The sequence below is a fragment of the Streptomyces sp. 142MFCol3.1 genome, from assembly GCF_000424945.1.
In the GTDB taxonomy this organism is placed as follows: Bacteria; Actinomycetota; Actinomycetes; order Streptomycetales; family Streptomycetaceae; genus Streptomyces; species Streptomyces siamensis.
Window position 1 is genome coordinate 26,158 of sequence record NZ_AUKV01000009.1, and the last position, 12,039, is coordinate 38,196.

A 12,039-nucleotide genomic window follows, 5' to 3' on the forward strand; every position below is an offset into this window, starting at 1 on the left:
CGGAGACTTTGATGACAACGCAGGTGAACCACACCCAGGCCGACCGCGACTACTGGCGCAGGGTTCTGACGTCCGGGAACCTCACCCCCCTCCCTCGCGGGGCCCTCGAACCGCGGACCGGAGTGGGGGAGTACGAGACATCGGTACCCGAAGCCACCATGAGTGGACTGCGCAGGCTGGCGAGCGATTCGGCGGTGCCGCTCAGTGCGCTCCTGCTGGCAGCGCACGCCAAGGTGCTCACGGCACTGTCCGGCGAGCGGGAGATCACCACCGGCTACGTCGCCGCGGGAAGAGGCCCGGTGCCGTGTCGGCTCAGCACCGGCCCCGCGAGCTGGCGCGAACTGCTGCACCACGCCCAGCACATCGTCGCGGACGTGCTGTCCCACCACCAGGACGCGACCGAGTACATCGATGCGCTGCGGGACGAACTGGGCCTGACCGGACCGCTGTTCCAGACCATTCTCGATCCGACCGCGATCGACGGTGACCTCACCGAGGACACCGTCCTCCGGGTGGGCGTCGGCCCCCACGACGGCGGCCAGGTCCTGCGTCTGCGCTACCGCACCGAAGTGCTTGACGCCGCCTGCGCCGCCCGCATCGCCGGCTATCACCTGACCGCGCTCGCGCTTCTGGTCGCCGACCCCGACGCCCGACACGCACACCAGTGCCTGCTGTCCGGCCAAGAACTGCGGTACCAGCTCGACGGACTGGCCGGACCGGAGCGGGAGTTGCCCGACGCGGCGGTGCACGAGCTGTTCGAGCAGCGGGTGCGCGAGCATCCGGATGCCGTCGCAGCCGTGCACGGCGACCGGCAGTGGACCTACAAGGAGCTCAACACTCGCGCGAACCGGCTGGCACGCGCCCTGGTGGCCCGCGGGCTGACCAGGGAAGGCGTCGTCGCGGTGGTGACCGAACGCAACCTGGACTGGCTCGCCTCGGTGATCGCCGTCTTCAAGGCCGGAGGCGTCTACCTTCCCGTCGAGCCGCACTTCCCCGCTGAACGCATCGCCGCCACGCTCTCCCGCGCCCGATGCCGCCTGGTGCTGACCGAACCCGGAAGCACCACCACGCTCGACCGGGCACTCGACACCATGCCTGGGGTCGACCGGGTCCTGGCCGCGGCGGCTTACGAAGAAGACCACGGAGACAACGATCCAGGCCTCCCCGTATGGCCCGACCAACTCGCCTACGTCTACTTCACCTCCGGCTCGACCGGCGAGCCGAAAGGCGCGATGTGCGAACACGCGGGCATGCTCAACCACCTCTACGCCAAGATCGACGACCTCGAGATCGGCGAAGGGCAGGTGGTGGCCCAGACCGCACCGCAGTGCTTCGACATCTCCCTGTGGCAGCTGATCTCGGCACTGCTCGTCGGCGGCCGGACCCTGCTGGTCGGACAGGACGCCGTCCTCGACGTCCCCCGCTTCCTCGACATCGTCGCCGACGGCGAGGTCACCGTCCTCCAGGTCGTGCCGTCCTACCTCGAAGCGGTTCTGACCGAGCTCGAACAGCGCCCCCGTACGCTGCCCGGCCTGCGATACGTGTCGGTCACCGGAGAGGCGCTGAAGCAGGAGCTCGCCGAACGCTGGTTCACCGCCCAGCCCGGGGTCGCACTGGTCAACGCATACGGGCTCACCGAGACCTCGGACGACACGAACCACGAGGTCATGCGTGAGGCGCCGGACCGCATCCTGCTCGGTCCCCCGGTGAACAACGTGCGGGTCCACGTCGTCGACGAACACCTGATGCCGGTACCCCTGGGCGCCCCGGGCCTGATCGCGTTCTCCGGGGTCTGCGTCGGCCGCGGCTACATCAACGACCCCGAACGCACACGGGCGGCCTACCTGGCCGATCCGTACCGGGCGGACACCAGACTCTACCTCGGCGGCGATTACGGCCGCTGGCACCCTTCGGGGAAGCTGGAGTTCCTCGGCCGCCGCGACGCCCAGGTCAAGATCCGCGGATTCCGGATCGAGATCGGCGAGATCGAGAACGCGCTGCTCCGCGTCCCCGGTGTGCGCGACGGCGCGGTGGTGGTGACCGAACGCGCCGACCAGAGCAAGCACTTGGTCGCCTTCTACTCCGGCCCGAAGCCTCTCGACACCGGGACCGTGATCGACCGGATGGGTGACTCACTGCCCGCCTACATGATCCCCGCGGCCTTTCACTGGCGCCACGCCCTTCCCCTGACACCCAACAGCAAGATCGACAAGAAGGCGCTCGTGGCGCTCGCCGCGGACCTCGCCGCCACCGACGAGGACCAGGAGTCACCTGCCACACCGACCGAGCGGCGGCTGGCGGCAGCCTGGGCGCAGGCCCTACGCGTCCCGCACGAGCGGATCGGACGCCGCGACCACTTCTTCGACCGCGGCGGCACCTCCCTCTCCGCGGTGAAGCTGGCCATCGCCCTGGACCGTGTGGTGTCGCACAAGGACGTCACCGCACACCCGGTCCTCATGGACCTCGCCGCCGTGGTGGACGAGCGCAGCCCACGCCGGGCATCCCAAGCCGTGGCCTGTCCCTGATCACGCTGCCGTGCCCAGGTCTCCGCGACCGCGTCCGACTCGCCTCCGTCTGCCGGTGAACTTCTGCGGCGGTCACACTCGAGGCAACCGGAGCCGTGCGCGCAACGTCTGTCCGGCTACAAGATCGCCGGCAGCACGAGGAGCATTCGATGAGCGGCACGGCCACCCGGTACCTCTACCTCGTCCGTCACGGCCAGGCGTCCTCGGAGGAGAGCGGGTTGACGGAAGCGGGCCGCAAGCAGGCCACCCTGCTCGGCCGGCGGCTGCGGGACGTTCCCCTCGCCGCGGTTCATCATGGCCCCCTGGCGCGGGCGCAGGAGACGGCACGGCTCCTCGGCGATGAGCTGAGCGACGTCTCGCTGCATCCCTCCGAGATCGCGGGCGACTACGTCCCCTACCTGCCCGGCAGGGACGAACTCCCGCCGGAGCAGGCCGACTTCTTCCTCCGCTTCCTCGAAGGCGCCACCGCCGACGAGCGCGAGCGTGGGCCTGTACTGGCTCGTCAGGCGCTCGACCGGTTCACCGGGCCGGTGGACGGCGACGAGCCCCGGCACGAACTGGTCGTGACCCACAACTTCCTCATCGCCTGGATCGTCCGGGAGGCCATGTATGCGCCCAAGTGGCGCTGGCTCGGCATCAACCACGCCAACGCCGCGCTGACCGTCATCCGCTACGCGGCGGACCGGCCCGCCTCCCTGCTCGTCTCCAACGACATGCGTCATCTGCCCGCCGAGCTCAGGTGGACCGGTTTCCCCGCCGAGACCCACGTCTGACCTTCCCTGCGGAGACCCACGTCTGACGCGACGAGCTCGCGCGGCGTGCACGGGGTCGTCGGCGACCGTGTGACCTCTGCCGACAGGTTCGCGTATCTCGGTCTTTGCCCGTGCGCACGATCCGTGCCTCACACCCGTCCGTCCAGCGTGGCCAGCACCTCGGCGCAGATGGCCAGAGCGGTCTCGGCCGGGGTGCGGGCACCCAGGTCGAGACCGATCGGTCCGTGGATGCGGTCGAGGTGCTCCGTGCCGAGGCCGGCCTTGGTCAGCTCCGCGGCACGGCGGGCCTGGGTGCGGCGTGAGCCCAGCGCACCCACGTACGGAACGCCCGTGGTGAGCGCCGCGGACAGGACCGGGACATCGACATCCGGTTCATGGCTGAGGACGACCAGGCAGGCGGCGGCCGGGCGCTCGGCAAGCAGGCCGACGCTCTCCCGCGCGCCGGCCTCCACCGTGGCGTCCCAGCCCAGCAGGCGCGCCTGCGTGACCAGCAGGTCGGCGAGCTCGCCCCCTCCGACGACGACGAGATGGGGTACGGCCGGGAAGGTCTCGATGAGGACGAGCCCTTCGTCGGCGTAATGCGTGTCGCGGCCGGCCCTGCGGCGGGCGAGAAGCTCCCGTGCGCGATCCACTGCCGGCGCGGGGCCGTCCGTGTCGGCCGTGCCGGGGGCCTCGGGTGTTGTCACCGTGCTGGCGGCCATGGCCCGGCTGTCGTCCACTTGGGTGATGAGCGCCGCGTCGGCACCCTCGGCCAGCAGGTCCCACCACCGGGCGGGAACGGCGTCGAGGGGTTGCAGCAGGATCTCGGCCTGTCCACCACACGTCAGACCGGCCTGCTTCACACCCTCGTCGTGGACGGACACCGTACGCACGCTCGCGGTGTGCCCCGCGGGGAGGGCGGTGGCTTCCGCCGCCAAGTACTCGTCGAACGCGCCGCGGTAGAGCGTGCCGTGGCACCGGCCGTCCTCGTCGATCAGGAGCGCGTCCGCGGGGTGCCTGGGGCCGAAGCCCTGCTCGGCGAGGGGACGGGCAAGGACGCCCGTCCGTCCTTGGGTCGCCCACTGACGCGCAGTGTCGGCCAGTTCACGCATGGTCGCGGCCTTCCTCGTGCCGGGCGTCGGCGCCGCGAAGTCGCCTGGTGGGCGGGGCGCCGTGCCCAGGATTCTAGTAAGGCCCCGGGGCCGCAGCGAACCCTGCCGCCACGAGCCTGCGCCTCGGCCCGAGCCTCGCGACGGGTGGACGCCCGCGCCGCACGCGACGGACAGCGGCACGAGGGAGGGGGGCGAGGGACGGGCGGTCGGGCCGCGCCTGGAGCAGGTCACCCGCCGTGCAGCCAGACCCGCAGCGGGCCGATCGGTTCGAAGCCGTGTCGCACGGCGGACGCAAGATCGTCGCCGTGCTCGTAGCCGACCACCGGCAGGGTGGGAAACAGGTGGTGCACCGCGCCCAGAACGCCCGGCCAGGCCCTGTCAGGGCCGCCGTCCACCGCGAAGACGTTGGAGACACCGACGACCCGGTCGCTGCGGCTCGCGACGGCTCCGGCGACCACGCGGCCGTCGGCCGAGCGTCCGGCGAGCACGGACGTGGCCGGATCGGCGAGCAGTTCGGGCCGGAAGAGGCCGGCGTTCCCCTCGCCTCGATCCCACGCCCGGGCCCAGGCGCGCAGCGTGTCCGGGGTGTCCGCCACCTCCCATACGAGATCCGACGTGACGGCGGATGCACCGGCAGGGCGGTGGATCCACTGCGCCTCGAACAGGACGTGGAAGCCGGCCCCTGTCAGATCGAGGCAGGCGAAGCTGTCCTTGACGGAGGCGCCGGGCGCGTCGGTGTCGATCCGGTCGGTCAACGCGGCCGGGTCGGCGTCCGGAAGCAGCGTCACCGCGTCGGGGTAGTACAGCGGCGTGCGGGCCGGAGCGGTCCAGGTGTGCTGCCCGAACTCGCTTGTCAGACCGTGCGATCGGCTCATCGCCGCGCACCACTCGGCGTTGTTGCGGGCGGCCGCCCGGACCAGCTGCTGCTTCGCTGTCGTCTGCTTCGGTGTCGTCACGAACGGTGAATCATGGACCGCCTGGAGGCCCTGCTCAAGTGGTTTGCGTCCTCCGCCGGGCGCTCTGCCCGTCACGACGCGGCGAGCGCGTCTCGCCAGGCGGGGCTGTCGACGTCTGTTCATGGTGGTGTCCCCTTCGGCTGTGCAGCGGGTGCGCCGTCGTTGTGATCACCACTGCATGAAGCCGAAAGACCCACCGGAGAGTGCAATTCAGTGCGGGAAACGCCGGTCGATTCCCGCCCTCGGGCAGGGCAGCTCCACCGGTCGGGCCGCCGTCCGTCAGCCTGCGTCCGGGCGCGGCCCGAAGGCCGTGTGACGTCGCGTCGGGGAGCGGTTCGCGACATCGGCCGGCCCCGCCACCCGGTCAGGACCTGGTGGCGGGGCCGATGCGGCTGTGTCCGTGCCGCCCCACGACGGAGCGGCGGAGGCCGACGTCAGGAGGCGCAGGGGCGCGAGGGCCCGGCTGCCTGCCTCACCGGAGCAGCAGGTCCTCAGACAGTGCCGCAGTCGGAGACGATGATTTTCTTGGAGGTGGTGCCGGAACGGCTGCCGAGCGCCTCGATCGCCTTCACCACGTCCATGCCCTCGACGACCTCGCCGAACACGACGTGCTTGCCGTCCAGCCAGCTGGTGACGATGGTGGTGACGAAGAACTGCGAGCCGTTGGTGTTCGGGCCGGCGTTGGCCATGGACAGCAGGCCCGGCTTGGTGTGCTTGAGCTTGAAGTTCTCGTCGGCGAACTTCTCGCCGTAGATGCTCTTGCCGCCGGTGCCGTTCTGGTTGGTGAAGTCACCGCCCTGGAGCATGAAGTCGGGGATGACCCGGTGGAACGGGGAGCCCTTGTAGCCGTAGCCGTGCTCGCCGGTGGCCAGCTCACGGAAGTTCTGCGCGGTCTTCGGGACGACGTCGTCGAAGAGCTTGAACTCGATACGGCCGAGCGGCTCGCCGTCAGCGGTGACCTCGAAAAAGACGTTCTGGCTCATTGCTCTGCTCCTGTGGAATCGAATGGATGCCCCGAGCATATGAGGCCGGGGCGCCGGGTGCGTAAGCGGCACGATCACGCGCCGTCCAGGTCACCCGGGCTGAGACCCGGCCGGCCGGGACGGAGTGCCGGATTCGCCCGCGTCTCGGGTACCGTCCTCGCGGCCCCGCGGATCGCACTTCGCCTCTGGGAATGTCAGTCGACGGCCATCTCGCCGAGCAGCGACCAGTCGTCCTGCGGGATGTTCATGTTCACAATGCGCGGTGTCGCGGCCAGGTGGGGCGGCAGGGTCTGCTGCGCGGCCTTGAAATGGTCGGACTGGACGTGGGCCGCGCCGGCCTCGTCGTCGCGGAACGCCTCGACCAGCACGTACTCCGTCGGATCCTCGACGCTCCTGGACCAGTCGAAGAACTGGCAGCCGGGTTCGGCGCGGGTGGCTGCCGTGAAATCGGCGACGATCTCCGGCCACCTGTCCGCGTCTTCGGGGCGGACACGGAATTTGGCGGTGATGAAGATCATAAGAGCTCCTTGCGTACGTGGTGAGTCGTCCTCCGGCGCCGGCCGCCGGTGAACGCCGGGGAAAACCTACGCCGAGTGCGGGGCACCGTGCAGTCGACCGGGCCGAGGAGCAGGCGGCCGGGTTCGTCTCTGCGCGAGAGGGGATCGTCTGCGGCTGCTCCTGAGAGGCGAGCGGATTTCCCCACCGTCTGTGCACAGACCAGCCGGTGCAGGATGATGGAAGTCGACAACTCCGCCCACAGACAGGAGATTTGGTCGCTCATGTCGCGCCAGCCCGACGACAGCCCACCCATCGACCTGGTCTCTGCCGTGCGAGCGCTGCGCACCCAGATCACCGAAGCAGCCGGTGCCGACCCCGATTCCGACATCCGTTTTCGGATCGGGCCGATCGAGCTCGAATTCACCGTCGCACTGACCCGGGACCAGAGCGTCAAGGGCGGTGTCAAAGCGTGGGTCGTCACCGCGGACACCGAGGGCCGGTGGTCGACGGCACACACGCATCGGGTCACGCTCAACCTCGAACCCCTGTCTGCGTCCACCGGAGTCAGCCCCGAGATCGGCACTGCCGACGCCGGCCATCGCATCGTGCGGTGACCGTGGCGCGGCATCCCCGGCGCGCGCATCTCGTGGCCGTGACCACGGGGGACGACCGGGTGCTCGGCAGCGGGTATCTCCTGAACAGCCGGGTCGTCCTGACGGCGGGGCATGTCGTCAAGGACGTGGCGGACGACGACCTGCGCGTGTGCCGCATGGTCGGTCTGCGTACCGCCCGGGCGGAAGTGGTCCGTGTCGAGCGCGACATCGCCCTGTTGCTCACCGCCGAGGAGATCGCCGGGCCAGGAGATCTGTCCGAAGTCGAGATGAGCGAGCTGGCCGCGGACGCGCACTTCGACGACTGCTCGGCCCTCGGCCTGCCCGCGGTGATGACGCGGACGGCCGCCGGAGTGGCCCCGCTGGAGGCGGACTTCCGCATTGCCCCGAACAGCGCCGAAGGACACGGATACCTCTCCTTGCAACTCGTCGGCCACCCGCCGCAGGGCGCACACCCCTGGGGCGGAATGTCAGGCGCTCCCGTCTTCCACGCCGGACGCTGGCTGGTCGGCGTCGTCGTGCGCGATGCCGCAGGCTGGGGACACGCCAGGCTGGAAGCCGCACCGATCGGAGGCTTCTTCGAGGCCGTGCCCTTCGCGGACCGGGTGTTCCGCGTCACGCGAGCCATCACCGAGACGGACGCCCGTGACGCCGCCTACCTCGACGTCTACCGGCGCGAGGTGGTACGCCGTTACGGGCACATCGAGCTCTTCGGCCTGGGCCTGCGCGGACTGGCGGACGACATCGGTATCGAGCACGCCTACGTCAGTCTGCACGCGGGACTGCGCTCCCTCGGGCTGTCGTCGACCGATCAGTCCAGGCCGGTGGAACACCTCATACCCAAGAACGCCCGAATGCTGCTGCGGGGCGATCCGGGCGCGGGCAAGTCCACCCTCCTCGAATGGCTGGCCGTGTCGATGGCACGCCAGTCGTGCAGAGGCCCCCTCGAATCGTTCAACGCCCGGGTCCCGTTCCTCATCAGGCTGCGCGACATGTACGCGCCCCGCTGGAAGCAGGAGGAGGGCCTCGACGGGGTTCCCCCGGAGCCCGACCGCTTCCTGGACTTCAACCGCATCGCCACAGGAACCCGGCCACCGGACGGCTGGGTCCGTCGGCTCCTGGACGACGACCGGGCCCTGCTGCTCGTCGACGGTCTGGACGAGGTGCTGGAAGCCCACCGTGACGGGGTACTCCGCTGGATCGTGGACCTGCTGAGGGAATTCCCGTCCGTACGCATCATCGTCACCGGCAGACCCGAAGCCCTCGTCCAATGGAGCCCGCCGAAGGAACTCGGGTTCGTCGAGCTGAGGCTCCTCGAACTCAACGAGACCCAGCGAGCCGAGCTCATCCGCAAATGGCACCAGGCGGCCAAGCTCGGCGCGAGGTCGTCCTGGCTGGGCGACGAGGAACGGGAGCGGCGCACCACGCGGCTGTCGGTCCTGGAGACGGGACTGAACAAACTCATCAACGCGTCACCGGACCTGGCCGCACTCGCCGCGACCCCCCTGCTGTGCGCCGTGCTCTGCAAGCTGCACGAAGTCCACGGATCCAGGCTTCCGCGATTCCGCCAGGAGTTGTACGCCCGCACCATCGACATGATGCTGGGCCTGCGTGACGCGGATCGCGAGGTGCCCGACCCGCTGCCGCACCTGGACGTGGACCAGCGACGTGCGATCCTGTCCTGGGTGGCCGGCTACCTCACGACCGAGGGGGAGCGGGAGATCACCCAGGACCGCTTCGACGAGAAGGTCGGGCAACGACTGGGCAGCCTGGGCCGTGAGGCCGGCGCGCACAGTCCCGAAGAGATCCGCAGGGCCCTGCAGCAACGCAGCGGACTCCTCGTCGCACCGGCCGAAGAAAGCCTGCGCTTCAGCCACCGCACCTTCCAGGACTATCTCGCCGCGACCGACATGGTGGCGCAGCGCGCCTTCGGGCAATTGGCCGGGCATGCCGGGGAGGAGACCTGGGACGACGTCCTGCACTTCGCGATGAGCCAGTGCAACCTCGCGGACACCCGTGAATTCGTCGCGCAGTTCCGCCGAAAGCTCCGGCGGGTCGCCGGTGGGCGGCAGCGGGCCCGGATGCGCATGGCGGCAGCGGCCTGCATCCCCTACGCCGTGCAGATGGACGAGGACGACCGGCGATCCCTCATCACCGGAGTGGCCAAGTCCTTCCGGACCGTGGCCAAGAAGTCCGGGACGAAGACCTTCGACTTCAGCCCGTACACGGCCGTGGGCCCCGATCTGCTGGCAGCTCTGCAGCGCGACTTCGACTGGCAGGACGGCCTGCTGTGCCTGCACGCCGTCTACCTGGCCAGCGAGGTCGCGGGCCCCGAGTCGCTCCAGTTCCTGAAACACATTCCGCGGGACCAGCGCCAAGTGCTGTCGGCGCAACTGGCCGCCGCCTGGGACCAGTTTCCCGGCGCCGAGTTCGCGGACGACGTACTCGCCGGCCTGGACGTCGAGGCCTTGGCGATCGACACCGCCGAACGGCTCACCCACGCAAGGGTGGTGGGACACGTCGACAGACTCACCGTTTCGCGGGCCGGCTCCGTGGAGGACATCGCCGGATTCGCCCTCGACCACCGGGTTCAGCACCTTCGGGTCACGGGAAACGTGCTGGCCGACGACGTCTCCCTCGCGCCGCTGTCCCGCGCGACGACGCTGTCCACCCTGAGCCTGGGCACGTCGCTCCCCGCATTGCATCAGGTCTTTCGCACACCCGGCTTCTGGATCAGAACGGGCCGGAGCCGGGACAAGATGCGCTACGCCCTGCCCGCCATCCCGCACGTCACGGAACTGACCCTCGCGGCGCTGCCCACCGACTGGGCGGACCACACGGCGGGCTGGACAGGACTGACCTGGCTGGGGCTCTTCGCCGGCGCGGTGGAGGCACTCACCGAACTGACGAGCCTGCCCACCCTGACCCACCTCATCGTCCAGTCGGAACGTTCCTACACGATCCCGGCCGCCCTGGTACACGACGGAGTCACCCACCTGGCGCTCCAACTGCCGGAGGGCCCGGAACACTTCGACCTGCACACCCTGCCGAACGCCTTCCCCGCCCTGACCGAACTCGTCCTCACCGCCCCCTCGGTGGCCTGCCCGGCGGTGGACCTCTCGAGCGTGGCACGCCTGCCGGGACTCGTCGTCCGCCTGGGAGGCATCTCACGCGACGACGCACGGATACGGGGCATCGACGCCTTCTCGAAAGAGCGGATCAGGTGGGAGTGAGCGGAAGCCGGGTACGACTGGCCAGGGCACCGTTCAGGTGGTTCGCGAGCCGCTCGCTGCAGACTCCCGCCCGAGATCAGCGTGAGCATCCCGAGCGGGCACCACGCCAGAGCCTCCGACCGCCCGCCGGCCATTCGCGTGCCGCAGGCACAGGGCGCGCTGGTGAAGCTGCCCGCGGGCGTCGACGACTCGCTGCTGCCGTCGCTGCCGTCGCTGCCGACGTCTACGGAATCGGCTACCGCGCCGCCCACCAGGCCCGCGTCGAGCCGGGCGGCCCGGTCACCGTCATCGACACCGGAGGGCTGCCGGGCGATGGACCAGCGCGAGGGACTGAAGGTCATGATCACGTTCCGAGGCGCCGTCCGCTCTGAGGCGCCGTCCGCTCTGAGGCGCCGTCCGCTCCGAGGGGGCGGACAGGACCGCAGTGGCCCGTTCACCCCTCGGAGCGGACGGCGCCTCAGCGCGCGATGCGGTGCTTTCGACCGCCGCGCCGGATGCGCATGGCGGCGTAGACGAGGTCGGCGAGCAGGACGACGGCGCCGATGATCAGCAGGTAGAAGAGGCCGTGCACGGCGAATCCGATGATACCGAGGACGACGGCCACGAGAATCAGGAAAAGAAACCAGCTCATCAGCTCTCCTGGCGGGTTCCGGCGGCTCAGCGGCGGGCGAGGCGGCGCTCGCCGCCGGTGCCCGGTGCGTAGTCGAGTTCGTAGTGCGCGAAGACCTTCGGTTCGTCGGGTGCGGGCAGCTCGCCGTCGGTGTCGATCGCGGGGGCCTTCCTGACCAGGTCCTTGGCATAGGTGACCGTCAGATAGCCCGGGCCGACGGTCGCGCCGGGGAGCGGCACGAACACGAGTCGGCGGCGCGTGGGCAGGCCGACGGTCACCGTGGCGAAGAACGGCTTGTCCGTCGCGGTGTCGACATACACCGATTCCAGGACCCCGATCTTGTGACCACCCGGATCCCTCACCTCATGACCGCGCCACTCGCGGATGTCGGCTGCCTCGAACATCGTGAACCTCCGCAGACTGGAGTACCCCTGAACGCTTTTCTGAAGCGCTCAGTGGCTATGGTTGCTCAGAAACGGTCAAATGCCGCCAACAACTCACCGGGGCACCGGATCGAGCGGGGCGGGTGTCGGCATCTTGGTATGTCGGCGTATCGGCCACGGAGCGTCCCGCTGCCTTGCAGTCCGAAGGCGCAGCCTTCGGCGAGGATGAGCAGTCCGAGGGCGATGAGGACCAGGGGAGAGGACGAGTCCCCATCGACCGAGCGCCCTGGCCGTGGCCGGCCAGGTGGCGAATCAGGGCGGTCCGCTCTCACTCGTCCGGCAGTCGCCAGACCGCGAGGGCGAGCCTGGTGTGCCG

General features: G+C 69.9%; 10 protein-coding genes. 4 read left to right on the forward strand and 6 right to left on the reverse strand.

From position 1 onward, the window contains the following. Positions 1 to 11 precede the first annotated feature (11 nt). Both H305_RS45845 and H305_RS0114450 read left to right on the forward strand, forming a co-directional pair. Complete coding sequence (locus tag H305_RS45845; protein WP_037763917.1) at positions 12 to 2,525, forward strand: non-ribosomal peptide synthetase; 2,514 nt, start codon at positions 12 to 14, stop codon at positions 2,523 to 2,525. Positions 2,526 to 2,674: 149 nt separating this feature from the next. Continuing rightward, a complete protein-coding gene (locus H305_RS0114450) occupies positions 2,675 to 3,298 on the forward strand; it encodes a histidine phosphatase family protein (RefSeq protein ID WP_028801016.1) in 624 nt (207 codons plus the stop codon). Between the two features lie 128 nt (positions 3,299 to 3,426). Here H305_RS0114450 and H305_RS45850 read toward each other — a convergent pair whose 3' ends face one another. The 4 genes from H305_RS45850 to H305_RS0114470 all read right to left on the reverse strand — a co-directional run bounded on the left by H305_RS45850 (position 3,427) and on the right by H305_RS0114470 (position 6,846). After that, entirely contained in the window at positions 3,427 to 4,389 is a 963-nt protein-coding gene (locus H305_RS45850) for an XdhC family protein (RefSeq protein ID WP_037763920.1), read from the reverse strand. Between the two features lie 227 nt (positions 4,390 to 4,616). Continuing rightward, on the reverse strand, positions 4,617 to 5,264 hold the full coding sequence (locus H305_RS0114460) for a hypothetical protein (RefSeq protein ID WP_234020842.1): 648 nt from the start codon (positions 5,262 to 5,264) through the stop codon (positions 4,617 to 4,619). A gap of 572 nt (positions 5,265 to 5,836) precedes the next feature. Then, positions 5,837 to 6,328, reverse strand: a complete 492-nt coding sequence (locus H305_RS0114465) for a peptidylprolyl isomerase (RefSeq protein ID WP_028801018.1) — start codon at positions 6,326 to 6,328, stop codon at positions 5,837 to 5,839. Positions 6,329 to 6,522: 194 nt separating this feature from the next. Then, positions 6,523 to 6,846 carry a putative quinol monooxygenase gene (locus H305_RS0114470; RefSeq protein WP_028801019.1) on the reverse strand — a complete coding sequence of 108 codons (324 nt, stop codon included), beginning with the start codon at positions 6,844 to 6,846 and terminating at the stop codon, positions 6,523 to 6,525. Between the two features lie 261 nt (positions 6,847 to 7,107). Between H305_RS0114470 and H305_RS0114475 the strand changes: the two genes are divergently transcribed. Further along, positions 7,108 to 7,440, forward strand: coding sequence for a trypco2 family protein (locus H305_RS0114475; protein WP_028801020.1), 333 nt, complete (start codon positions 7,108 to 7,110; stop codon positions 7,438 to 7,440). Next, positions 7,437 to 10,670, forward strand: a complete 3,234-nt coding sequence (locus H305_RS0114480) for a serine protease (RefSeq protein ID WP_028801021.1) — start codon at positions 7,437 to 7,439, stop codon at positions 10,668 to 10,670. Before H305_RS0114475 ends, H305_RS0114480 begins: the two co-directional genes overlap by 4 nt. A gap of 457 nt (positions 10,671 to 11,127) precedes the next feature. Here the strand turns inward: H305_RS0114480 and H305_RS53980 are convergent, their stop codons facing one another. Both H305_RS53980 and H305_RS0114490 read right to left on the reverse strand, forming a co-directional pair. Next, on the reverse strand, positions 11,128 to 11,301 hold the full coding sequence (locus H305_RS53980) for a hypothetical protein (protein ID WP_199791400.1): 174 nt from the start codon (positions 11,299 to 11,301) through the stop codon (positions 11,128 to 11,130). Positions 11,302 to 11,327: 26 nt separating this feature from the next. Beyond that, positions 11,328 to 11,684, reverse strand: coding sequence for a PRC-barrel domain-containing protein (locus H305_RS0114490; RefSeq protein WP_028801022.1), 357 nt, complete (start codon positions 11,682 to 11,684; stop codon positions 11,328 to 11,330). Positions 11,685 to 12,039 lie beyond the last annotated feature (355 nt).

Bases quoted from the DNA above. Each gene is read 5' to 3' on its own strand.
- H305_RS45845 (WP_037763917.1), top strand. From the start codon at position 12: ATGACAACGCAGGTGAACCACACCCAGGCCGACCGCGACTACTGGCGC.
- H305_RS0114450 (WP_028801016.1), top strand. From the start codon at position 2,675: ATGAGCGGCACGGCCACCCGGTACCTCTACCTCGTCCGTCACGGCCAG.
- H305_RS45850 (WP_037763920.1), bottom strand. From the start codon at position 4,389: ATGCGTGAACTGGCCGACACTGCGCGTCAGTGGGCGACCCAAGGACGG.
- H305_RS0114460 (WP_234020842.1), bottom strand. From the start codon at position 5,264: ATGAGCCGATCGCACGGTCTGACAAGCGAGTTCGGGCAGCACACCTGG.
- H305_RS0114465 (WP_028801018.1), bottom strand. From the start codon at position 6,328: ATGAGCCAGAACGTCTTTTTCGAGGTCACCGCTGACGGCGAGCCGCTC.
- H305_RS0114470 (WP_028801019.1), bottom strand. From the start codon at position 6,846: ATGATCTTCATCACCGCCAAATTCCGTGTCCGCCCCGAAGACGCGGAC.
- H305_RS0114475 (WP_028801020.1), top strand. From the start codon at position 7,108: ATGTCGCGCCAGCCCGACGACAGCCCACCCATCGACCTGGTCTCTGCC.
- H305_RS53980 (WP_199791400.1), bottom strand. From the start codon at position 11,301: ATGAGCTGGTTTCTTTTCCTGATTCTCGTGGCCGTCGTCCTCGGTATC.
- H305_RS0114490 (WP_028801022.1), bottom strand. From the start codon at position 11,684: ATGTTCGAGGCAGCCGACATCCGCGAGTGGCGCGGTCATGAGGTGAGG.